Here is a 22,688-nt window from a genome sequence, read left to right on the forward strand (position 1 = left end):
AGCAAGGCGCATAGCCTGCCCCCATGAGCTCAAGTGAGGGAACCGAGGGCGTCGGTGCGGATCTCGACAGTCAGGGCTGGAGTGCCACGCGCTCCTGGGTGGAGAAGGGGCTGTCCGAGGCGGAGCGCATCGTAGGCGTGGAGCGGTTGCGCGGGGGCTGGACCTCGGAGATGCGCCGTCTGGACCTCTGTGGGCCGGAGGGTCGGCAGCGCTCACTGGTCCTGCGGTCCTTCGTCAAGCCGTTCTTCGTTCAACACGCGGAGGGTCTACTGACCCGGGAGGCGACGATCCTGAGCCTGCTCGGCGACACGGATGTGCCCGCGGCCAGGCTCGAGGCGGTGGATGCGACGGCGGAGTACTGCGACCACCCGTCCCTGCTGATGACCCTGCTGCCGGGGACCGTGCGCCTGAGCGATCAAGGTGCCGACGACCGCGCCGACCTGCTCGCCCGGCAACTGGTGCGCATCCACCAGCTGCCGGTGACCGCCGGGCAGCGCCCTCGCACCTACCAGGCCTGGACCTCTCCCGAGCGAGTGACCCTGCCCGCCGGCAGCGAGCATCCTGAGCTCTGGCAGCGGGCTGTCGACGTCATCCGCCGGGAGCCCCCGGCCTATCAGGGCCGCTTCCTGCACCGGGACTTCCATCCCGGCAACGTCCTCTTCACAGGGGCAGGCGCAGGGGCAGGCGCAGGCGTCGAAGATGATCTTCAGGCCAGTGGTGATCTGCGGATCAGTGGTGTCGTCGACTGGGTGGAGACGTCCTGGGGGCCGGTCGACCTGGACGTGGCTCACTGCTCGACGGCCCTCGCCCTTCTGCACGGGATTCCCGCAGGGATGGACTTCGCCGATCGCTACGTCGCAGCGGGAGGAACCCTGGCCGACGACGGCCCCGCCCATCTCTACTGGCGGCTGCTCGACGCCTTGGGCTACGCCCCGGACGCGGAGAAGCTCGCCGTCCCGTGGCGTGAACTGGGCCGGGTCGATCTGACGGCCGGTGTCCTGGCCCAAAGACTGGAGGGATACATCGGATCCCTTCTCGGTCGCTACGCCTGAACAGGCGCCGGGATGCCGGGATGCCGGTGCGCCCGGTACGCCCGGGAACACGAAACGTCTCACCCCATGGAGGATCACCCGTGTCCGACGCCAAGGCCGAACTCGACCAACTGATGCGCGCCTTCCTCGGTGCGTTCACCAACACCGGCGGCAGTCGGCCGAACGTCGGGGTCGTCCGGGAGGTGTTCATTCCGCAGGGGATGATCATCAAAAACATCGGAGGTGATCCCGTGATCTACGACCTCAATGCGTTCGTCGAGCCCCGGGAGAAGATCCTCACCGACGGGACGCTGACGGAGTTCTCCGAATGGGAAGTCGCCGAGCGGACCGACATCTTCGGATCGATCGCGCACCGGTTCAGCGAGTACCGCAAGTCCGGCTTCCTCGACGGCGAGTGGTTCGAGGGCGCCGGCCGCAAGACCACCCAGTTCGTCCTGACGCCTGTCGGCTGGCGGATGAGCTCGATGGCCTGGGACGACGAGGACGACGAGTAGGGGTCCAACCCCGAGATTAATGCAAGCATGCTTGCTTGTTTCTTGCGTCGCTGTCATCCTTCGTTCGAGAGCGGACCGCACCACGCCCCACCGTCCGGCACCCCGCCCCACCCGAAGGGAAGCGCCCGTGTCCGACCCCTCGGCCGATACGTGGGCCGTCATCGACGACCTGCGCCAGGAAGGTGCTCAACTCGACGACCTGGTTGCCGAGTTGAGCAGCGAGCAGTGGGCCCTCGACACTCCCGCCCCTGGCTGGACCGTCGCCCATCAGATCGCGCATCTCGCCTGGACCGACCACTCCTCCGTGCTGGCGGTGACCGACCGGGCCGCCTTCGACCGTGAGGTGGAGAAGGCGCTGATCTCGCCCGGGGACTTCGTGGACAACGGTGCCGAGGAGGGGGCGGGGGAGCCGCCCGCGCGGTTGCTCGCGGACTGGCGGGCCGGGCGCGAGGCACTGGCGGACGCCCTGCGCGCGGCACCCGCCGGGGCACGGTTTCCCTGGTACGGGCCGCCGATGTCCGCCGCTTCCATGGCGACCGCCCGGCTGATGGAGACCTGGGCCCACGGCCTGGACGTGGCTGACGCACTGAGCGTGCCCCGGATCGCCCCCACCGCCCGGCTCCGGCACATCGCCCGGCTCGGTGTCCGCACCCGCGACTTCGCGTTCGGTGTGCACGGGATGACCCCACCGTTCGACGAGTTCCGCGTGGAACTCGTAGGACCCACAGGGGAGTTGTGGACGTACGGTCCGGAGGACCCGAAGCACGCGGTCGGCCTGGTCACCGGCACCGCCCTCGACTTCTGCCTCCTCGTCACCCAGCGCGCCCATCGCGCCGACCTCGCCCTGCACGCCGAAGGCGCCGACGCCGACCAGTGGCTCGACATCGCCCAGGCCTTCGCGGGCCCGCCGGGCGACGGACGGGCACCCGGCGGAGCATCGCAGTGACAGCCCCCCAGGGACACCCGGCCCCCCTCCGGATAGGCAACGCCTCCGGCTTCTACGGCGACCGTTTCGGCGCCATGCGCGAGATGCTCACCGGCGGTCGGCTCGATGTCCTCACCGGTGACTACCTCGCCGAGCTGACCATGCTCATCCTCGGCCGCGACCGCCTCAAGGACCCGAAGGACCCGTCGGCCGGGTATGCCCGCACGTTCCTACGGCAGTTGGAGGAGTGCCTCGGGCTCGCCCATGAGCGTGGAGTGCGGATCGTCGCCAACGCCGGTGGCCTGAACCCGGCGGGCCTCGCCGGGAACGTCCGGAAACTGGCCGACCGGCTCGGCGTCCCCGTCCGCGTCGCCCACGTCGAGGGCGACGACCTGACCGCCGACCACCCCAACAGCCTTGCCGCGCACGCCTACTTGGGTGCCTTCGGCATCGCCGCCTGTCTGCGCGAAGGTGCGGACATCGTCGTCACGGGCCGCGTCACCGACGCCGCCCTCGTCGTCGGGCCCGCCGTCGCCCACTTCGGCTGGGGGCCGGAGGACCATGATCAGCTCGCGGGTGCCGTCGTCGCCGGGCACGTACTGGAGTGCGGTACGCAGGCCACCGGCGGCAACTACGCCTTCTTCACCGAGCACATGAGCACCGAGCGCGGGAACGCCAAGAACCCGAACATCAAGAACCCGAACATCAAGAACCCGAACATCAAGAACGCGAATGCCAAGGTCACGAACGCCGAGCACGCCCCCCGCGACCCCCGCATCCTCCGTCACCCCGGTTTCCCCCTCGCCGAGATCCACTCCGACGGCACCAGCGTCATCACCAAGCACCCCGGCACCGGTGGCATCGTCGACGTCGGCACGGTCACCGCTCAACTCCTGTACGAGACACAGGGTGCCCGGTACGCCGGCCCCGACGTCACCGCCCGCCTCGACACGGTCCGCCTCGCCCAGGACGGGCCCGACCGGGTACGTATCCACGGCGTACGGGGGGAAGCGCCCCCGCCCACTCTCAAAGTGGGCCTCAACCGGCTCGGCGGTTTCCGTAACGAGGTCACCTTCGTGCTCACCGGGCTCGACGTCGAGCACAAGGCCGCACTCGTCCGGGACCAGCTGGAAACCGCGCTCTATGCCGTCAAGTCCCGTCCTGCCGAGGTGAGTTGGACCATCGCTCGCACCGATCACCCCGACGCGCCCACCGAGGAGACGGCCAGCGCGCTGCTCCGGCTCGTCGTCCGCGACCCCGACCAGAACGCCGTGGGCCGCACGCTCAGCGGCGCCGCCGTCGAACTCGCCCTCGCCAGCTACCCGGGGTTCCATGTCCTGGCGCCCCCCGGAAAGGGTGCCCCCTACGGGGTGTTCGAGGCGGAGTACGTCCCCCAGGGCGCCGTGAGCCACGTCGCCGTACTCGACGACGGACGCCGGATCCCCGTACCCCCGCCGCACGCCACCCTCGTACCGGAAGAACTGCGGGAGCCCTCCCTGCCCGATGCCCTCCCGCCCGGCCCTGCCCGCCGTGCTCCCCTCGGCCTGCTCGCCGGGGCCCGCAGCGGGGACAAGGGCGGCAACGCCAATGTCGGTGTCTGGGTGCGTACGGACGAGGCCTGGCGCTGGCTCGCGCACACCCTCACCACCGACCTCTTCCGCGAACTGCTGCCGGAGACCGCCGAGTTGAACGTCGTACGACATACCCTTCCGCACCTCCGCGCCCTCAACTTCACCGTCGAGGGCATCCTCGGCGAGGGCGTCGCCGCGCAGCACCGGTTCGATCCGCAGGCAAAGGCGCTCGGCGAGTGGCTGCGCTCCCGGCACCTCGACATACCGGAGGCGATGCTGTGACGGTCCTGGCGTCCGCGCTCGACACCGCGTCCTCGGAGTACGCGTCCCACCGCGAGTCCATGCTCGGCAGACTCGACGGCCTCGACGCCGAACACGCCAAGGCGCTCGAGGGCGGCGGCGAGAAGTACGTCGCCCGGCACCACGCCCGCGGCAAACTCCTCGCCCGTGAACGCATCGAGCTGCTCCTCGACCCCGACACGCCCTTCCTGGAGCTGTCGCCGCTCGCGGCCTGGGGCAGCGAGTACGCGGTCGGGGCGTCCCTCGTCACCGGTATCGGGGTCGTCGAGGGCGTGGAGTGTCTGATCACGGCCAACGATCCGACCGTGCGCGGCGGCGCCAGCAACCCGTGGAGCCTGAAGAAGGCCCTGCGCGCCAACGACATCGCGCTCGCCAACCGGCTGCCCTTCATCAGCCTCGTCGAGTCCGGTGGCGCGGATCTCCCGTCGCAGAAGGAGATCTTCATCCCCGGCGGGGCGGTCTTCCGCGACCTCACCCGGCTCTCCGCCGCCGGGATTCCCACGGTGGCGGTCGTGTTCGGTAACTCGACGGCCGGTGGGGCGTACATCCCCGGTATGTCCGATCACGTGATCATGGTCAAGGAGCGCGCCAAGGTGTTCCTCGGCGGGCCGCCCCTCGTCAAGATGGCCACCGGCGAGGAGAGCGACGACGAGTCGCTGGGCGGCGCCGAGATGCACGCGCGCGTGTCGGGCCTCGCCGACTACTTCGCCCTCGACGAGCACGACGCCCTGCGCCAGGCCCGCCGGGTCGTCGCCCGCCTCAACCACCGCAAGGCGTACGCCGATCCGAGCCCGGCCGACGTCCAGCCACCCAAGTACGACCCCGACGAGCTGCTCGGCATCGTCCCGGGGGATCTGCGTACCCCGTTCGACCCCCGAGAGGTCGTCGCCCGCATCGTCGACGCCTCCGACTTCGACGAGTTCAAGCCCCTCTACGGAACCAGCCTCGTGACCGGCTGGGCCACTCTCCACGGCTATCCGGTAGGCATCCTCGCCAACGCCCAGGGGGTCCTGTTCAGCGCGGAGTCGCAGAAGGCCGCGCAGTTCATCCAGCTCGCCAACCAGCGTGACATCCCGCTCCTCTTCCTCCACAACACCACCGGTTACATGGTCGGCAAGGAGTACGAGCAGGGCGGCATCATCAAACACGGCTCGATGATGATCAACGCGGTCTCCAACTCCCGTGTCCCACATCTGTCGGTCCTCATGGGGGCCTCGTACGGGGCCGGGCACTACGGCATGTGCGGGCGCGCCTACGACCCCCGTTTCCTCTTCGCCTGGCCCAGCGCCAAGTCGGCGGTGATGGGCCCGCAGCAGCTCGCCGGCGTGCTGTCGATCGTCGCCCGCCAGTCGGCCGCCGCCAAGGGGCTGCCGTACGACGAGGAGGGGGACGCCGCCCTCCGCGCGATGGTGGAGCAGCAGATCGAGTCCGAATCGCTCCCCATGTTCCTCTCCGGGCGGCTGTACGACGACGGCGTCATCGACCCGCGCGACACCCGGACCGTCCTCGGCCTGTGCCTCTCCGCGATCCACACCGCCCCCTACGAGGGCGCCCGCGGCGGCTTCGGCGTCTTCCGAATGTGAGGAATCAACCGTGCCTGAGGAATCAACAGTGCCTGGTGCGTCAACAGCGCCTGGGGACTCGGCTGTGATCGCCTCCGTCCTCGTCGCCAATCGCGGGGAGATCGCCTGCCGCGTCTTCCGCACCTGCCGTGAGCTGGGGATCCGGACGGTCGCCGTGTACTCGGACGCCGACGAGAACGCCCTGCACGCGCGCGTGGCCGACGCTGCGGTACGGCTGCCGGGGGCGGCCTCCGCGGACACGTATCTGCGCGGCGATCTGATCGTGCGGGCCGCGCTCGCGGCGGGCGCCGACGCCGTGCACCCCGGCTACGGCTTCCTGTCCGAGAACGCCGGCTTCGCCCGTGCCGTGATCGACGCGGGGCTCGTGTGGATCGGCCCGCCTCCGGCGGCGATCGAGGCCATGGCGTCCAAGACGCGCGCCAAGCAGCTGATGGGTCTCAAGCCGCTGGCCGGCGTCACCGAGGCCGACCTGCCGGTGCTGGTCAAGGCGGCGGCGGGCGGTGGTGGGCGCGGGATGCGCGTCGTACGTGAACTTGCCGAGCTGGAGGGCGAGTTGGAGGCGGCCCGGGCGGAGGCGCAGAGCGCGTTCGGTGACGGCGAGGTATTCGTCGAGCCGTACGTGGAGGGCGGCCGGCACATCGAGGTCCAGATCCTGGCCGACACCCACGGCACGGTCTGGGCCCTCGGCACCCGCGACTGCTCCCTCCAGCGCCGCCACCAGAAGGTGATCGAGGAGTCCCCGGCCCCCGGAATCCCGGAGGCGCTCACCGAGGAGCTCCACGAACTGGCCGTACGGGCGGCACGCGCCGTCGACTACACGGGCGCCGGCACCGTCGAGTTCCTCGTGGGGGAGGACGGCAGGGCGCACTTCCTGGAGATGAACACCCGTCTCCAGGTCGAACACCCGGTCACCGAGGCGGTGTTCGACATCGACCTCGTGGCCCTCCAGATACGCGTCGCCGAGGGGTCCGCTCTCCAGACTCTCGTGGCGCCCGAGAACGACCCTCAACGCGCGCGTGGCCATGCGATAGAGGCCCGTCTGTACGCCGAGAACCCGGCGGACGCCTGGACCCCGCAGACCGGCACCCTGCACCGTCTCGCCGTCCCGGAGGCGGAGAACATCCGCCTCGACACCGGCTACACCGACGGCGACCCGATCCCCGTCCACTACGACCCGATGCTCGCCAAGGTCGTCGTACACGCCCCCACGCGCGCGGAGGCGGTCCGCAAACTGGCGGGCGCCCTGGAGCGGGCCACGATCCACGGCCCGATCACCAACCGCGACCTCCTCGTCCGCTCCCTGCGGCACGAGGAGTTCACGACGGCCCGGATGAACACCGGCTTCTACGACCGCCACCTCGCCTCACTCACCGAGCCGGCCCCCGACGCCCACGCCCCCCTGGCCGCCGCCCTCGCCGACGCCCACGGCCGCTCCCGCTTCGGCGGCTGGCGCAACCTGCCCGCCCGACCGCAGGTCAAGCGGTACGCCACGGCGGACGGCGAGGAACACGAGGTGACCTACCGCCACACCCGCGAGGGCCTGGCGGCGGACGGGGCCCGGGTCGTGCACGCCGACGCACGTCTCGTCGTACTCGAAGTGGACGGCGTACGAAGGAAGTTCGAGGTGACGACGTATCCCGACCGGGTCCACGTCAACACCACCACCCTCACTCCGCTGCCCCGTTTCCCCGACCCGACGGCTCAACACGCCCCGGGCTCCCTGCTGGCACCCATGCCCGGCACGGTGGTCAGGGTGGCGGAGGGCCTGACGGTCGGAGCCTCCGTACAGGCGGGAGAGCCCCTGCTGTGGCTGGAGGCGATGAAGATGGAACACCGGATCGCGGCCCCGACAACAGGCACGCTCACTGCACTTCACGTCACCACCGGCCAGCAGGTGGAGGTCGGCGCCGTGCTCGCGGTGGTTTTTTAGGGGCGCGGGGAACTGCGCGACCAGCCACGACGCACCCGCAGTCACCACACAACCGAACCCCCTCCCCCTTAGGAGCCATCGAATGCCCTCCGCGATCGAATCCGAGGAACACAAGACACTCCGCGCCTCAGTAGCCGCCCTGGGCAAACGCTACGGCCGCGAGTACATGGCGACAGTCACCCGAGAGAACCGCCACCCCACCGAACTCTGGTCGGACGCAGCCAAACTCGGCTACCTCGGTGCCAACCTGCCGGAGGCATACGGCGGCGGAGGCGGCGGCATCGCCGAACTCTCCATAGTCCTCGAGGAGTTGGGCGCCGCAGGCAGCCCCCTCCTCATGCTGATCGTCTCCCCGGCCATCTGCGGCACCGTCATCGCCCGCTTCGGCACCGACAAGCAGAAACAGGAGTGGCTCCCCGGAATCGCCGACGGCACCCGCACCATGGCCTTCGGCATCACCGAACCCGACGCCGGCTCCAACAGCCACCGCATCACCACGACGGCCCGCAAGGACGGCCCCGACTGGCTGCTCACCGGCCGCAAGGTCTTCATCTCCGGCGTGGACATCGCGGACGCGGTCCTCATCGTCGGCCGTACCGAGGACTCCCGTACGGGCCGCCTCAAGCCGTGCCTGTTCATCGTCCCGCGCGACGCCGAAGGCTTCTCGCGGCGCCAGATCGACATGGACCTCGAGTCCCCGGAGAAGCAGTTCGAGCTGACCCTCGACGACGTACGGCTGCCCGCCGACGCGCTCGTCGGCGACGAGGACGCCGGGCTGCTCCAGCTCTTCGCCGGGCTCAACCCGGAGCGCATCATGACGGCCGCGTTCGCCATCGGCATCGGGCGGTACGCGCTCGGCACGGCCGTCCGCTACGCCCGTGAGCGCACCGTCTGGGACGCGCCCATCGGCGCCCACCAGGCCGTCGCGCACCCCCTCGCCCAGGCGCACATCGACCTCGAACTGGCCCGGCTGATGATGCAGAAGGCCGCCGCCCTCTACGACGCCGGTGACGACGTCGGTGCGGGCGAGGCGGCCAACATGGCCAAGTACGCGGCCGGGGAGGCCTGTGTGAAGGCCGTCGACCAGGCCGTGCACACCCTCGGCGGCAACGGCCTCACGAGGGAGTTCGGCCTCGCCTCGTTGATAACGGTCTCCCGTGTCGCTCGTATTGCTCCGGTGAGCCGGGAGATGATTCTCAACTACGTCTCCCACCAGACACTGGGCCTGCCCAAATCGTACTGAACGCCACAGCGCGACCGGCACAGCCCGACCGGCACGGTTTCGCGCGAGGAGGAACCATGTTCCGCAGCGACTACGCAGACGTCGACCCCGTCGAACTCCCCATCCACGAAGCGGTACTGGGCAGGGCCGCCGAGTTCGGTGACGCGCCCGCCCTCGTGGACGGCGTCGACGGCACCACCCTCACGTACGGCCAACTGGACGCCTTCCACCGGCGGATAGCCGCCGGACTCGCCGAGGCGGGCCTGCGCAAGGGCGATGTCCTCGCGCTGCACAGCCCGAACACGATAGCCTTCCCGACCGCCTTCTACGCCGCCACGCGCGCGGGTGCCACCGTCACGACCGTGCATCCGCTCGCCACCGCCGAGGAGTTCGCCAAGCAGCTGCGCGACTCGGCCGCCGCCTGGATCGTCACCGTCTCACCGCTGCTGGAAACGGCCCGCGCGGCGGCGGAACTGGCGGGCGGCGTACGGGAGATCCTCGTCTGCGACAGCGCGCCCGGGCACCGCTCGCTCATCGACATGCTCGCCTCGACAGCGCCCGAACCGAGCGTCGACATCGACCCGGCCGAGGACGTCGCCGCCCTCCCGTACTCCTCCGGGACGACCGGCATCCCCAAGGGCGTCATGCTCACGCACCGCTCCATCGCCACCAACCTCGCCCAACTCGCGCCCACCCTGCGCATCGGCCCCGGCGACCGCATCCTGGCCGTTCTGCCGTTCTTCCACATCTACGGCCTGACCGCCCTCATGAACATGTCCCTGGGACACGGCGCCACCGTGGTCGTCCTGCCGCGGTTCGACCTCGACACGTTCCTCGCCGCCATCGAGAAGCACCGCATCACCGGCCTGTTCGTGGCCCCGCCGATCGTCCTGGCCCTCGCCAAGCACCCGGCGGTCGAGAGCTACGACCTGTCGTCCCTGGAGTACATCCTCAGCTCCGCCGCACCCCTCGACGCGAGCCTCGCCGCCGCCTGTTCCGCACGGCTCGGTCTGCCGCCGGTCGGTCAGGCGTACGGCATGACGGAACTGTCGCCGGGCACGCATGTCGTCCCCCTCGACGACATGAGCACCGCCCCTCCCGGGACGGTCGGCAGGCTCCTCCCGAGCACCGAGATGCGCATCCTGTCCCTCGACGACCCCGACCAGGAGGCCGTCGTCGGCGAGGCCGGCGAGATCGTCATCCGGGGCCCCCAGGTGATGAAGGGCTACCTGGGGAACCCCGAGGCCACGACCGCGATGATCGACGCCGACGGGTGGCTGCACACCGGGGACGTCGGCCATGTCGACGCGGACGGCTGGCTGTTCGTCGTCGACCGGGTCAAGGAACTCATCAAGTACAAGGGCTTCCAGGTGGCCCCCGCAGAACTCGAGGCCCTGCTCCTCACCCATCCGGGGATCGCCGACGCGGCCGTCATCGGCGTCTACAACGAGGACAACAACGAGGTCCCGCACGCGTACGTGGTCCGCCAGCCGTCCGCCACCGACCTCTCCGAAGGAGAGGTCATGATGTACGTCGCCGAGCGCGTCGCCCCGTACAAACGCGTCCGGAACGTCACCTTCATCGACGCCATACCGAGGGCCGTCTCGGGCAAGATCCTGCGCCGACGACTGAGGGAACCGAGGGAGACGCCGTGACACCGACAGTGACCACCGCCCGCGCGCGGGGCATCGCCACGCTCACCCTGGACGCGCCCGCCACCCGCAACGCCCTGTCCGCGACCCTCGTACGGGAACTGAGGGACGCGCTGACGGACTGCGGCAAGGACCCGGACGTACGCGCGGTCGTCCTCACCCACACCGGGAACACGTTCTGCGCGGGCGCCGACCTGAAGCAGCCGCCCGACCCGGCGGCCTTCGTCGGTCTGCTGCGGCAGCTGCTGGAGCTGCCGAAACCTGTGGTCGCGCGGGTGACCGGGCACGTACGGGCGGGCGGCCTCGGCCTGCTGGGCGCGTGCGACCTCGCGATCGGCGGCCCGGAGACCTCCTTCGCGTTCACGGAGGTACGGATCGGGGTGGCGCCCGCCGTCATCTCCATGCCGCTGCTGCCCCGCCTCGACCCGCGTGCCGCCGCCCGCCACTACCTCACCGGCGCCCGTTTCGACGCCGTGGAGGCAGCCCGTACCGGCCTCCTCACGGAGGCGGCGGAAGACGTCGACGCGGCCCTGGAGCCGATCCTCGACGGGCTGCGCCGGGCGGCGCCGGGGGCCCTGGCGGAGACGAAACGGCTGCTCACGGCTAAGGTGCTGAAGATCTTCGACCGGGACACCCCCGAGCTGACCGCCCTGTCGGCACGCCTGTTCGCCTCCGCGGAGGCCCGCGAGGGGATGACGGCCTTCCTCGAACGACGGGACCCGGCATGGACGCTGTGAACGCGGTCAACGCTGTGAATGCGGTCAGCGCGGGCAAAAGTGTGACCGAGAACGTGCCCCAGGCGCAGCGTGAACCGCACTCACAGCGTTCACAGCGCGCGCCCAAGCAGGACCGCAGCCGGGCCACCCGTCAGCGTCTGCTGGAAGCCGCCGTGGCCTGCCTCGCCGAACACGGCTGGGCGGGCTCCACGGTCTCCGTCGTCGCCGAACGCGCCGGAGTCTCCCGAGGCGCGGCCCAGCACCACTTCCCGACCCGCGAGGACCTGTTCACGGCAGCGGTCGAGTACGTCGCCGAGGAACGCTCCACCGCCCTGCGCGCCCTCTTCCCCGAGGGCGCCGCCGACCGCCGCGCGGTGGTCGCGGCCCTGGTCGACCTCTACACCGGCCCCCTCTTCCGCGCGGCCCTCCACCTCTGGGTGGCCGCCTCGAACGAGGAGCAACTGCGCCCGCGGGTCACCGAGTTGGAGGCCCGCGTGGGACGCGAGACCCATCGCATCGCCGTGGAGCTGCTGGGCGCCGACGAGTCCCGTCCCGGCGTACGGGAGACGGTTCAGGGCCTGCTGGACATGTCCCGGGGCCTGGGCCTGGCCAACCTGCTCACGGACGACGGGGGGCGCAGGGACCGCGTGGTGGCGCAGTGGGCGGCCCTGCTGGACGCGTCCCTGAACTGACGCCGACCGCGCCCCCGTTGGCCAGGCTCGGGAGGGGCCGGTCAGGCGCGCTCGGGGTGGGTCAGGGACTGAGCCGCTCCACGCGCCAGCTTCCGTCCGGCTCCGCCACGTACCGCAGCCGGTCGTGCAGCCGGTTCTCGCGACCCTGCCAGAACTCCACCGTCTCCGGGGCCACCCGGAACCCGCCCCAGTTCGGCGGCACCGGCACCTGCTCGCCCTCGGGGTAGCGGGCGGCCAACCCGGCGTACGAGGCGTCGAGTTCGTCCCGGGAGAGGATCACCGAGGACTGCGCGCTGGCCCACGCGCCGAGCTGCGAGCCGTGCGGCCGGGTACGGAAGTAGGCGGCCGTCTCGTCCCGCCCGGTGCGGCGTGCGACTCCCGTGACGACGACCTGGCGGCCCAGCGGGAGCCAGGGGAACAGGAGCGAGACGTACGGATTGGCGGCCAGGTCGCGCCCCTTGCGGGAGCCGTAGTTGGTGAAGAAGACGAAGCCCTGCTCGTCGTACTGCTTGAGCAGCACCGTACGAGAAGAGGGCCGCCCGTCGGCGTCGGCCGTGGAGACGACCATGGCGTTCGGTTCGACGAGCCCGGCGTCGGCGGCGGCCTGCCGGAACCAGCGCGCGAACTGCTCCATGGGGCCGTCGGCCAGCTCACCCTCCGAGAGGCCGTCCGCGCGGTACTGCTTGCGCATGACGGCGGGATCGACGGGGTCGAGCGGATCAGGAGGATCAAGGGGGTCGAGTGGACCATCGAAGGGGGCGGCGTCGCGAGCGGTCACATCGTCATCTTGCCGTATCGGCGACATCACTGTGTGGCACTGAGTGCCGCAGGGACTCCCCAAAGGTGGCACTCAGGGATATCGTGCTGTTGCCGTCCGGTTGAACGACCGATCGAACGGGGCATCACCCAGGTGACCGTTTCGGACCGCGAGCAGTGCGTAAATGGCCGTGGAACCGCACCGGACACCGATACCGGACGCAGATATTCGCGCAGCCCGGCCTCACGGCCGTACCCCCTGTCGCACACATCAAGAGGAGCCGCCTGATGTCCGACTTCGTACCCGGACTTGAGGGAGTAGTCGCGTTCGAGACGGAGATCGCCGAACCGGACAAGGAGGGCGGCGCACTCCGGTACCGGGGCGTCGACATCGAGGACCTGGTCGGCCATGTCTCCTTCGGCAACGTCTGGGGCCTGCTCGTCGACGGTGCCTTCAACCCCGGTCTGCCGCCCGCCGAGCCGTTCCCGATCCCGGTCCACTCCGGTGACATCCGGGTGGACGTCCAGTCGGCACTGGCGATGCTGGCCCCCGTCTGGGGCCTGCGACCCCTTCTCGACATCGACGAGCGCACGGCCCGCGACGACCTGGCCCGCGCCGCCGTCATGGCCCTGTCGTACGTCGCCCAGTCGGCGCGCGGCCAGGGCAACGCCATGGTCCCGCAGCGCGAGATCGACAAGGCGCAGTCCGTCGTCGAACGCTTCATGATCCGCTGGCGCGGCGAACCGGACCCGAAGCACGTCGCCGCCGTGGACGCCTACTGGACGAGCGCGGCCGAGCACGGCATGAACGCGTCCACCTTCACGGCGCGGGTGATCGCGTCGACGGGTGCGGACGTGGCGGCGGCGCTGTCGGGCGCGGTCGGCGCGATGAGCGGCCCGCTGCACGGCGGCGCGCCCTCCCGTGTCCTCGGCATGATCGAGGAGATCGAACGCACGGGCGACGCGGATGCCTATGTGAAGCAGGCCCTGGACAAGGGCGAACGCCTGATGGGCTTCGGCCACCGCGTCTACCGGGCCGAGGACCCACGCGCGCGCGTGCTGCGCCGTACGGCCCGTGAGCTGGGCGCCCCGCGCTTCGAGGTCGCCGAGGCGCTGGAGAAGGCCGCGCTGGCGGAGCTGCACGCCCGCCGCCCGGACCGGGTCCTGGCGACGAACGTCGAGTTCTGGGCGGCGATCGTCCTGGACTTCGCCGAGGTTCCGGCCCACATGTTCACGTCCATGTTCACGTGCGCCCGCACGGCCGGCTGGTCGGCCCACATCCTGGAACAGAAGCGCACCGGCAGGCTCGTACGCCCGTCGGCCCGCTACACCGGCCCGGGCACCCGGAACCCGCAGGAGATCGAGGGGTACGAGGGCATCGCCCACTGAAACCCCGTGTGAGGAACTGTCACCCGCTCCGATAACGTGTCCCGCTCGAACGAGGGGAGACACAGCAGATGCTGGTCGGGGCGGGGAACAGACAGCGCGGACGGCACGGGTTGGTCCGGGCGACGCTGCTGGTGGCGGCGCTGGCGGGCTGCTCGTCGCAGGCGGCGGACGACGGTACGGGAGCGGCGGCGACCGCGAGCGCCACGGCTACGGCGGCCGGGGCCGGCGCCAGGAGCGGCGGCAGCATCGGCGCCGCAGGCTCGGCCTGCGAACTCCCCGTCACCTTCGACATCGCCGAGGACTGGACGGCGGAAGCCGTCGACGAGCCTCCGCGTCAGGGCCCGGTCGCCCTCGTGTGCGAGGTGGACGCCAAGCCCGCCGGGCACATCGGCTTCCTGCGCGTCTGGACCGGCGCCCCGGGCACCGACGACGCGCGCACGGTGCTGAAGGCGTTCATGGCCGCCGAGCCCGGCGCGACCAAGGCGCGGTACAGCGATTTCACGGCGGGCGCCCTCACCGGTGTCGAGGTGGAGTACCTCTACAAGACCGAGTTCGACGACGCCGCGAAGACGGAGCGCGCCCTCGCGGTCACGACCCCGCGCGGACCGGTCGTCGTACACCTGGGAGGCCTGGACACCGAGGAACACAAGGCGATGCTCCCGGCCTACGAACTGGCCAGGCGAACCCTGAAGGCATAGCCGCAGGAGCTTGCCGGAAGTCGCCGGAAGTTGCCGGAACGCAGGCGACCCGCGAACTCGGTCCCTCTGGAGGAGGGGCCGGCCGGACGTGCCGGCGAGCTCGCGGGTCGGGTGACTGCGTTGATTTCGGCCGGCTGCGTGTCAGTGACCCACGCTGGTCCGGCACCGCAATGAACGTGGTGGCAGGCCGCTAGCCCGCAGCCACCTCACGCGTCCGGGTTTCACTCATTTACCCGATCACCTCCCATCATGTGTAAGCCACACCCTAGGAAGCGATCGACCGTCCATCAACCTATTTTCTCAGGCGGATCGTCCTCACCCCGAGCACCGGGTCGACGGGCTCGACGAGCTGCTCGACGGCGACGGCCACGAGGTCGGCCGGGGCGGCCCCGGTCAGCAGGCCGTCGACGTATCGGACGGCTCGCGCCGGCGACAGCACGGGCAGCCGCTGCCGCAGGAGGCGTACGGCATGCAGGTGTCCCCGTACGGCGGCGAGTTCACGAACCTCGTCGTGCAGGTCGTCCACAGCGGTACGGATGGCCAGGCCACGGATACGGACGCGGTAGTCGGCCTCCCACTCCCCGCCCTTCGCGGCGAGGACCCCGATCACGTGCAGCCCTCCGTCGACGCGGTCGACGAGGTAGGGGCCGCCGCCGATGAGCATGGAGCCGCGGTTCCCGGTGCGGACGAACTCCTCGGACTGGCAGTGGACGAGCCACACCAGCTCATGCGCCTCGACCCGCGCCACCACCACGCGCACCGGGTCCACGCCCAGAGCCGACGAGGCCCCGTACTCGCGGGCCAGCTCCTCCTCGACGATGCGGACCGCGGCCTCGCGTTCGATCACGCGGGGTCGGCCGTCATCCACGCGGGGCGGGCCGTCACCGCTCGTCACGGCCGCTCGCGCACCATGAACACATCCACGGCGTCCTCGGTCTCCGTCACGAACCCGTGCCGCTCGTACAGCCGTCGCGCCGGGCTCCCCTGGAGCACGTTCAGCCGGACGGGAGTGCCGTCGCCGTCGCTCCGCTCCAGCAGGTCGCGCAGCACGCCCGAGCCGATTCCACGGCCCTGGAGACGCGGGTCCAGATAGAAGTGCTCCAGCCAGTGGACGTGCCCTCGGGCGTCCTCGGCCGGGCGGAGTGCCACGCAGCCCGCGAACTCGCCGCCCACCTCGATCGCCCAGGTGTGGGCCGGGTCGAACGCGTCCCGGAAACGCTGCCGGACGCGATGCTCGTCGTACCGCCCGAGCCGTTCCAGATCGGCCCGCATCACCACGGCACGCAGCTCGGCCACCGGCTCGATGTCCGATGCCGTCGCCGGTCGTATCTCCCAGTCCGCCATGATCGGCACGGTACTACTCCGTTGACGGCCGCCCGCGGGGTGCGATTTTCTGGCGCCGTGTCTGATCTTCGTTTCGTGCCCGTGAGTGATGCCGATGTCGATGAGGTCGAGCGTGAGGACTGGCGGTACGTCCACAATCTGATCGTTCCGCCCGCCGCCATGTCGCCGGCCGACGTACGTGAGCGCAGTGGGCGCAACCGGCTGGAGGTCGCGTATCTCGGCGACGCCCTGGTGGGGTGCTCCACGGTGCGGCCGCCCGCCGGTGACGGGGACGCGGCCGTGGCCACCGTCATCGCGCGTGTGCTGCCCGGTTTTCGGCGGCGCGGGTTCGGTTCGGAGATGTATCTGCGGGGGCTCGGGCAGGCGCGCGACCTCGGTGCCGAGGTGATCGAGACCGTCGTCCTGGCCGCCAACGAGGACGGGCTCTCCTTCGCGTACGAGCAGGGGTTCGTCGAGGTCGAGCGGTATGCCCTGGACGGGGAGAGCGATCTCTGGGTCGACCTGCGGCTTGCCGCACCACCCCAGGTACGCCCTGACAGTCCCTGAGGCCCCCCGGACATTCCGTACGGTCGGTTTGGTACGGGGGCGGGAGGGGCAGGAGCGGCTTGTTCCCGGTGTACGGCGAATTTCCGCCGTACAACGATTTCCTTCGAACTTGGGGGAACTCGATGTGTGCTGCGTCACGTTCGAGTTGAATGATGGTGAGTGAGCGAACCGTCGCGCAGTACGTGCGGACGTGGCCTGCAGGGGGTCCAGGTGAGTGCTTCCCGGCGTAGTGGGACCACCGACGAGCTGGGGCCGGACGAGCCCGAGAGGGACGGCGGCCCGGAGGGTTCGGACGGCGGCGATTTCGACCTGCTCGCCGCGCTTCTCGACGGCATGGACGCCGCCCTGTGCGCCTTCGACGCCGACGGTGTCGTGACCCACTGGAACCGGGAGGCCGAGCGGATTCTCGGCTGGACCGCCGCCGAGGCCGTCGGACGGCACGGGTTCGCCGGGTGGGCGGTGCGCAAGGCCGACGCCGAGGAGATCGAGGGGCGGCTGTTGTCCGCGATGCACGCCCCGGGACGCCAGGTGCACGAGTTCGCGCTGCTGACCAAGGACGGCGGCCGGGTACTCGTACGGACCCAGTCCGCCGCCGTGCGCGGGCCCGACGGCAAGCCCGCCGGGCTGTACTGCGCCTTCAGCGAGGTCCACGCGCAGATAGACCTCGAGCGGTCGATCGCCCTGAGCGAGGCGTTGTTCGAGGACGCCAGCTGGGGCGTCGTCCTCGTCGACGCCGACCTGCGCCCCGCCGTCGTCAACGCGCACGCCGCCCGGTCACTCGGCACCGGCCGTACCGCCGTCCTCGGGCGCCCCCTCGGGGAGCTGCTCTCCCAGGGAGTCGAGGAGCTGGAGAGCGCGCTGACACACGTCCTCGCCGAGGGCGCGCCGCCCGCGCCCGCAGAGATGTGGGTGAGCGTGCGCACGCCCGAGGGCGAGAAGCGGCGCTGCTGGCGGAGCGGATTCCTGCGGCTGGCCTCCCCGCTCACCGAAGAACCGGTTCCCCTCGGTGTGGGGTGGCTGTTCCAGGACATCACCGAGGCCAAGCAGATCGAGCAGGACGCGGCTCAGCTGCGGTTCCGCAGCCAGCAGCTGCACCGAGCCGCGCGTGCCGCCGCCGAGTACGAGGACCCCGCCGAGGCCGCGACCACACACCTGGACTTCTCCCTCGCCGGCTTCGCCGACCACGCGCTCATCGACCGGATCGCCGTCATCGGCGGCACGGCGGCCGACGGTACGGCGGACGACGGGGACGGTCCGGTACGGCTGGTCCGCGCCGCCGCCACGCCGTCCGGGGCGCCGGGGCCCAGCGTTTTCGCCGGCCAGGCCGGACTGCCGGTGCGCTACGGCGACGGGCACCCCGCCGTGCAGTGCGTCGAGCGGTCCGGGTCCGTGCGGGCGAGCGCCGGGTCGTATGCCGTGGAACAGGCCCGCGCGTGGGCCGTCCAGCGCCGGTGGCCGCCGGACTCGGTCCACGCGCTGTGCGCGGTGCTGCGCAGCCGGGGGCGCACCCTGGGCGTCGTGACGTTCCTGCGGGGCGCCGGGCGGAGCCAGTTCGAACGTACGGACGCGATGTACGCGGAGGACGTGGCCGCAAGGATCGCGGCGGCCCTGGACCTGGCCGCGCTCAGGGAGCGGGACCTCAAGCAGGAGGAGTAGAGGGCAGGAGGGGTAGAGAGCAGGAGGGACAGGGTTCTCAGCGCTCGTAGAAGATCCGGTCGCCGTACTGCTTGAGGATGCGCGCGTTCCAGTCGTGGCCGCCGTCCACGTTGCCGGAGCGCAGCAGCGGGGGTTCGACGCCCCGTTCCGCGAGGATGCCCGCCGCCGTCGCCATGACCGACTGGAGCAGGGCCGACGTGACGACCGTGGAGGCGGGCGCGAAGGGCGCCGGGACGGTGTCGAGGGTGAGTACGGCGTCCCCGGGGGCGATCTTCGAGTCCAGTACGACGTCGCAGTGGTCCTTGAGGAACGTGCCCGAGGCGTTCCGGGGCGTCGTCTCCGTCGCGTACGCCACCGAGGTCACGCCGATGACCTTCACGCCGAGCGCCCGCGCGCGGAGCGCCATTTCCACCGGGAGGGCGTTGCGGCCGGAGAGGGAGATGATCACGAGTACGTCCCCGGCACGCAGCGGCGATGTGTCCAGGACGGCCGTGGCCAGGCCCTCGACGCGTTCCAGCGCGGAGCCCAGCGTGGCCGGCACGACGTCGACGCCGACGGCACCGGGTACGGCCAGCAGGTTCATCAGGGCCAGGCCGCCCGCGCGGTAGACGATGTCCTGCGCGGCCAGCGAGGAGTGCCCGGCGCCGAAGGCGAACAAGCGCCCCTCGGCCGCCACGGTGTCGGCGATGAGCGTGCCGGCGGCCGTCACGGCGTCCGTCTCCTCGTCGCGCACCCGCCGCAGCAGTTCGATCGCGGCGTCGAGGAACTGCGCGGACAACTCGCTGTCGCTCATCGGTAAGCCCTTCGGGAGATCGGCGTACAGGTCCGTGGCGGTCCGTATCGGTCCGTGTCGCCGATCACGGTGAGGTCTGGACCACTGCCCTGTCAACAGCGCCACAGGCCGTTCCGGCGCCCGTCGCCGTACCCTCGGTGAAACGTGCTGTCTACCCGACCGCGAGGATCCGTAACCGTGTGGTTCCCCCGCGGCGGCACGGTTGTCAGTGGTATGCGTCAGAATTGAAGCCAGGGCCAGCGCACGCGCCGGAGCCGTCGAGCCTCCGGCACATCTCATCAAGGGGCACGAATGTCCGGACTGATCGATACGACGGAGATGTATCTCCGCACCATCCTCGAGCTGGAGGAGGAAGGTGTGGTCCCCATGCGCGCCCGGATCGCCGAGCGGCTGGACCAGAGCGGTCCGACGGTCAGCCAGACCGTGGCCCGGATGGAGCGCGACGGTCTGGTGGCGGTCGCCAGCGACCGGCACCTGGAGCTCACGGACGAGGGGCGTCGCCTCGCCACCCGCGTCATGCGCAAGCACCGCCTCGCGGAGTGCCTGCTCGTCGACGTGATCGGCCTGGAGTGGGAGCAGGTCCACGCGGAGGCGTGTCGCTGGGAGCACGTGATGAGCGAGGCCGTGGAGCGCCGGGTCCTCGAACTCCTGCGCCACCCCACCGAGTCGCCGTACGGCAACCCGATCCCGGGCCTGGAGGAGCTGGGCGAGAAGGACGGCGCTGACCCCTTCCTCGACGAGGGCATGGTCTCGCTGGCCGACCTCGACCCGGGTGTGGACGGCAAGACGGTCGTCGTACGGCGTATCGGCGAGCCCATCCAGACGGACGCGCAGCTGATGTACACGCTGCGGCGCGCGGGTGTGCAGCCCGGTTCGGTGGTGAGCGTGACGGAGGCGGCCGGCGGGGTGCTGGTCGGCAGCGGCGGTGAGGCGGCCGAGCTGGAGGCGGGTGTGGCCTCGCACGTGTTCGTGGCGAAGCGCTGACCCGGGTCCCTGCCACGGTTCCCCGGGCGGGGCTCCGGTTGTCGCACCGTCAACTCCTGTGACCGGCGAGGAACTTGTCGTGTCCTGGGAACCGTGCCGTTCCAGGGTGCCATTCCAAGATTCAGTGTGCGGAATCGCAGCGCTCGGCCGTTTCGCATGCCACGCTGTCGCGAGAGGCATATGACGTGAGGGCTCTTGGCCGGGAGCGGCAGCGGTGCCGCCCGGCGGGGGGAGGGGGAGCGTGAGGATGTGCCACGGACGCGAAGAGGGCCCCGGCGCCAAGTGGCGCCGGGGCCTGTCCTCCCCTGTGCTGACCCGGAGCCCCGAGCTCCCAGGGTCATCCCCTTCGGACCGTCATCCCCGAGCGGTCCGCCTCCCGCAGAAGATCTCCCCTCGGCCACGCGGATCATTCCTTGAGAGGGGTCACTCGAACGAGGGGTGTTACGGCCGGAGACCGCATTTTCGAATAGCCATTCGATAATCTTGGGGTGGCAGAGGAAACATCGATAGCTAGGGGGGTGCCAGAGACCTATGGCGCGGCGTATCGACGTGACCGGAGCGGGCGGCGTACGACTTGCCGCCTGGGAGTTCGCCGACCCTCCCAAAACCGGTGAGGAACAGGCCCGGGTCGCAGCACCCGACCAGGCACCCGGCGTGCTGTTACTGCACGGGCTCATGGGCCGCGCCTCGCACTGGGCGTCCGCCGCCCGCTGGCTGGGCGAGCGGCACCGGGCCGTCGCACTCGACCAGCGGGGCCACGGCCAGAGCGACCGTCCGCCCGGTGACCTCTACACCCGCGAGGCCTACGTCGAGGACGCCGAGGCGGCGATCGAGCAGCTCGGCCTCGGCCCCGTCGTCCTCATCGGCCACGCCATGGGCGCCCTGACCGCCTGGCAGCTCGCCGCGAAACGCCCCGATCTGGTGCACGGCCTGATCATCTGCGACATGCGGGCCTCGGCGCTGGGCGCGGCCTCCCAGCGGGAGTGGGAGGACTGGTTCAAGGCCTGGCCCGTCCCCTTCGCCACCCTCGCCGACGTACGCAAGTGGTTCGGTGAGGACGATCCCTGGGTGGAGCGGCCCAGCCCCTCGCGCGGTGAGTTCTACGCCGAGGTGATGCAGGAGTCCCCAGACGGCTGGCGCCCCGTCTTCGAGCCCGAACAGATGCTCAAGTCCCGCGAGACGTGGGTGTTCGACGCGCACTGGGAGGAGCTGACGCAGGTTCAGTGCCCCGCCCTCGTCGTGCGCGGTCTGGACGGCGAACTGGGCCGGGCGGAGGCGCAGGAGATGGTCCGCGTCCTGCCGAGGGGCGAGTACGCGGAGGTGGCCGACGCAGGCCACCTCGTGCACTACGACCAGCCGTCGGCCTGGCGGGTGGCCGTCGAACCGTTTCTGGAAGGTGTACTGGCCCGATAGCGCTTCGTCGGGCCGGGACGTGTGGTTCTGTGCCTGCGGGCCGGTGGGGGCTGGGCGCGCCCACGGGCGGTAGCCGCAGATTCGGCACAGCCCCGCGCCCCTGCCCCGCGCCCCTGTCCCGGGCTCAGTTCTTGCCGGTTCCTCCCGTGGCCGTCAGGAAGGCGACCGCGCCGGTCGCGACGAGGGCGACCGCGAGGAGGCACCAGCGGCGGGCCTGGTGGAAGGCGGCCCGGATCTGCCAGACGTGCGCCATGGCGAGCAGCCAGCGTACGAAGGGGTCGGTGCGGGCGATGTTGGTCCTCGCCCGGTCCAGGTGCCCTCGCAGTTGCGCGCGGCGGTGCGGGTCGGTCTCGGCGGCGAGCGCGCGGTGGATGTTCACGGCGACGGCACGGTGGCGCAGCAGATCGTCGACGCCGGTGGCGGCGGAGCCGAAGAAGTCGGCCGGGGAGGCATCGATCAGCTCGCGCAGGCCGCGTGCCGCCGGGGTGTCGAGGGTGGCCGCGGTGGTGATCGGCGGCACGAGCACCCGGCTCACCTGCCAGACGGCGAGGCAGACCCCGGCGAGCGCGACAGCCAGTGCGCCGCCCGCGACCAGCGCCTCGCCCAGCCCGTGCACCTTCCCTACGGCCACCAGCGGTCCACCGCCGACGAGCGCGGCCCCGACGGCACCGAAGGAGGCGATCATCCACCGTGCGGCGGCCCGCAGTTCGGGCACGGCGTCGAGGGGGGAGGGCAGGGCGTCGAAGGGCGTGCCGACGTCCGTTCCCGGCGAGGCCGGTGGCGGCTCGGTGGTCACTGCGGCCAGTCCTTGACGGTGGGGGAGTCCTTGGTCAGCGCCTGGGGCGGGCCGTCGTCGTCGGGCACGTCCGGGTACAGGACCCACGCCGTGCCGTCGTAGAACTCCAGCACACCGTCGTCGCCGAGCCGTACGTCGTTGATCTTCGGGGCGTCCGCCATGCGCGCAGTATCCCA

The 22,688-nt window shown here is 71.0% G+C and carries 22 protein-coding genes; 16 read left to right on the top strand and 6 right to left on the bottom strand.

Annotated features, from left to right (window positions below):
* Nucleotides 1–23: 23 nt before the first annotated feature.
* From STRTUCAR8_RS21340 to STRTUCAR8_RS21385, 10 genes are all read left to right on the top strand, one after another.
* Entirely contained in the window at nt 24–1,052 is a 1,029-nt protein-coding gene (locus STRTUCAR8_RS21340) for a phosphotransferase family protein (RefSeq protein WP_006377975.1), read from the top strand.
* 80 nt (nt 1,053–1,132) lie between these two features.
* Entirely contained in the window at nt 1,133–1,546 is a 414-nt protein-coding gene (locus STRTUCAR8_RS21345) for a hypothetical protein (protein ID WP_006377949.1), read from the top strand.
* Nucleotides 1,547–1,673: 127 nt separating this feature from the next.
* Nucleotides 1,674–2,492 (top strand): TIGR03084 family metal-binding protein, encoded by an 819-nt coding sequence (locus STRTUCAR8_RS21350; RefSeq protein WP_006377985.1) that lies wholly within the window; start codon nt 1,674–1,676, stop codon nt 2,490–2,492.
* Complete coding sequence (locus tag STRTUCAR8_RS21355; RefSeq protein ID WP_006377964.1) at nt 2,489–4,324, top strand: acyclic terpene utilization AtuA family protein; 1,836 nt, start codon at nt 2,489–2,491, stop codon at nt 4,322–4,324. The genes STRTUCAR8_RS21350 and STRTUCAR8_RS21355 overlap by 4 nt, the downstream gene beginning before the upstream one ends.
* On the top strand, nt 4,321–5,925 hold the full coding sequence (locus STRTUCAR8_RS21360; RefSeq protein ID WP_006377984.1) for an acyl-CoA carboxylase subunit beta: 1,605 nt from the start codon (nt 4,321–4,323) through the stop codon (nt 5,923–5,925). Before STRTUCAR8_RS21355 ends, STRTUCAR8_RS21360 begins: the two co-directional genes overlap by 4 nt.
* A gap of 64 nt (nt 5,926–5,989) precedes the next feature.
* Nucleotides 5,990–7,855: an acetyl/propionyl/methylcrotonyl-CoA carboxylase subunit alpha gene (locus STRTUCAR8_RS21365; RefSeq protein ID WP_006377992.1), complete on the top strand. Its 1,866-nt coding sequence runs from the start codon at nt 5,990–5,992 to the stop codon at nt 7,853–7,855.
* Between the two features lie 82 nt (nt 7,856–7,937).
* The gene (locus STRTUCAR8_RS21370; protein ID WP_006377960.1) at nt 7,938–9,098 is read left to right on the top strand and encodes an acyl-CoA dehydrogenase family protein; all 1,161 of its coding nucleotides are present in this window, start codon (nt 7,938–7,940) and stop codon (nt 9,096–9,098) included.
* A 56-nt stretch (nt 9,099–9,154) separates the two neighbouring features.
* The gene (locus STRTUCAR8_RS21375) at nt 9,155–10,732 is read left to right on the top strand and encodes a 4-coumarate--CoA ligase family protein (protein WP_006377956.1); all 1,578 of its coding nucleotides are present in this window, start codon (nt 9,155–9,157) and stop codon (nt 10,730–10,732) included.
* A complete protein-coding gene (locus STRTUCAR8_RS21380) occupies nt 10,729–11,466 on the top strand; it encodes an enoyl-CoA hydratase family protein (RefSeq protein WP_006377941.1) in 738 nt (245 codons plus the stop codon). The genes STRTUCAR8_RS21375 and STRTUCAR8_RS21380 overlap by 4 nt, the downstream gene beginning before the upstream one ends.
* The gene (locus tag STRTUCAR8_RS21385; RefSeq protein WP_006377952.1) at nt 11,454–12,137 is read left to right on the top strand and encodes a TetR/AcrR family transcriptional regulator; all 684 of its coding nucleotides are present in this window, start codon (nt 11,454–11,456) and stop codon (nt 12,135–12,137) included. Before STRTUCAR8_RS21380 ends, STRTUCAR8_RS21385 begins: the two co-directional genes overlap by 13 nt.
* Nucleotides 12,138–12,198: 61 nt before the next feature.
* Here the strand turns inward: STRTUCAR8_RS21385 and pdxH are convergent, their stop codons facing one another.
* Nucleotides 12,199–12,915: a pyridoxamine 5'-phosphate oxidase gene (gene pdxH, locus STRTUCAR8_RS21390; RefSeq protein WP_006377945.1), complete on the bottom strand. Its 717-nt coding sequence runs from the start codon at nt 12,913–12,915 to the stop codon at nt 12,199–12,201.
* Nucleotides 12,916–13,181: 266 nt separating this feature from the next.
* On the opposite strand from pdxH, the gene STRTUCAR8_RS21395 reads away from it, so the two are divergent.
* Nucleotides 13,182–14,282 (top strand): citrate synthase 2, encoded by a 1,101-nt coding sequence (locus tag STRTUCAR8_RS21395; protein ID WP_006377987.1) that lies wholly within the window; start codon nt 13,182–13,184, stop codon nt 14,280–14,282.
* 68 nt (nt 14,283–14,350) lie between these two features.
* Nucleotides 14,351–14,980, top strand: a complete 630-nt coding sequence (locus tag STRTUCAR8_RS21400) for a lipoprotein (RefSeq protein ID WP_006377966.1) — start codon at nt 14,351–14,353, stop codon at nt 14,978–14,980.
* Between the two features lie 292 nt (nt 14,981–15,272).
* Here STRTUCAR8_RS21400 and STRTUCAR8_RS21405 read toward each other — a convergent pair whose 3' ends face one another.
* Nucleotides 15,273–15,827 carry a YrhB domain-containing protein gene (locus STRTUCAR8_RS21405; protein WP_006377990.1) on the bottom strand — a complete coding sequence of 185 codons (555 nt, stop codon included), beginning with the start codon at nt 15,825–15,827 and terminating at the stop codon, nt 15,273–15,275.
* A gap of 44 nt (nt 15,828–15,871) precedes the next feature.
* Entirely contained in the window at nt 15,872–16,324 is a 453-nt protein-coding gene (locus tag STRTUCAR8_RS21410) for a GNAT family N-acetyltransferase (RefSeq protein WP_044472611.1), read from the bottom strand.
* A gap of 57 nt (nt 16,325–16,381) precedes the next feature.
* Between STRTUCAR8_RS21410 and STRTUCAR8_RS21415 the strand changes: the two genes are divergently transcribed.
* Both STRTUCAR8_RS21415 and STRTUCAR8_RS21420 read left to right on the top strand, forming a co-directional pair.
* Nucleotides 16,382–16,870 (top strand): GNAT family N-acetyltransferase, encoded by a 489-nt coding sequence (locus STRTUCAR8_RS21415; protein WP_006377948.1) that lies wholly within the window; start codon nt 16,382–16,384, stop codon nt 16,868–16,870.
* Between the two features lie 210 nt (nt 16,871–17,080).
* On the top strand, nt 17,081–18,526 hold the full coding sequence (locus STRTUCAR8_RS21420) for a PAS domain-containing protein (RefSeq protein ID WP_006377944.1): 1,446 nt from the start codon (nt 17,081–17,083) through the stop codon (nt 18,524–18,526).
* A 37-nt stretch (nt 18,527–18,563) separates the two neighbouring features.
* Here the strand turns inward: STRTUCAR8_RS21420 and STRTUCAR8_RS21425 are convergent, their stop codons facing one another.
* Nucleotides 18,564–19,319 carry an SIS domain-containing protein gene (locus STRTUCAR8_RS21425; RefSeq protein ID WP_044472600.1) on the bottom strand — a complete coding sequence of 252 codons (756 nt, stop codon included), beginning with the start codon at nt 19,317–19,319 and terminating at the stop codon, nt 18,564–18,566.
* Between the two features lie 291 nt (nt 19,320–19,610).
* On the opposite strand from STRTUCAR8_RS21425, the gene STRTUCAR8_RS21430 reads away from it, so the two are divergent.
* Together STRTUCAR8_RS21430 and STRTUCAR8_RS21435 are read left to right on the top strand one after the other, a co-directional pair.
* Nucleotides 19,611–20,303, top strand: coding sequence for an iron-dependent transcriptional repressor DtxR (locus STRTUCAR8_RS21430; RefSeq protein ID WP_006377989.1), 693 nt, complete (start codon nt 19,611–19,613; stop codon nt 20,301–20,303).
* Between the two features lie 531 nt (nt 20,304–20,834).
* Complete coding sequence (locus tag STRTUCAR8_RS21435) at nt 20,835–21,716, top strand: alpha/beta fold hydrolase (RefSeq protein ID WP_006377961.1); 882 nt, start codon at nt 20,835–20,837, stop codon at nt 21,714–21,716.
* Nucleotides 21,717–21,840: 124 nt separating this feature from the next.
* Here STRTUCAR8_RS21435 and STRTUCAR8_RS21440 read toward each other — a convergent pair whose 3' ends face one another.
* Both STRTUCAR8_RS21440 and STRTUCAR8_RS21445 read right to left on the bottom strand, forming a co-directional pair.
* Nucleotides 21,841–22,512 carry a hypothetical protein gene (locus STRTUCAR8_RS21440; protein WP_006377980.1) on the bottom strand — a complete coding sequence of 224 codons (672 nt, stop codon included), beginning with the start codon at nt 22,510–22,512 and terminating at the stop codon, nt 21,841–21,843.
* Nucleotides 22,509–22,673: a hypothetical protein gene (locus STRTUCAR8_RS21445; RefSeq protein ID WP_158697419.1), complete on the bottom strand. Its 165-nt coding sequence runs from the start codon at nt 22,671–22,673 to the stop codon at nt 22,509–22,511. The genes STRTUCAR8_RS21440 and STRTUCAR8_RS21445 overlap by 4 nt, the downstream gene beginning before the upstream one ends.
* Nucleotides 22,674–22,688: the final 15 nt, after the last annotated feature.

It is taken from the genome of Streptomyces turgidiscabies Car8 (assembly GCF_000331005.1).
Taxonomy (GTDB): Bacteria; Actinomycetota; Actinomycetes; order Streptomycetales; family Streptomycetaceae; genus Streptomyces; species Streptomyces turgidiscabies.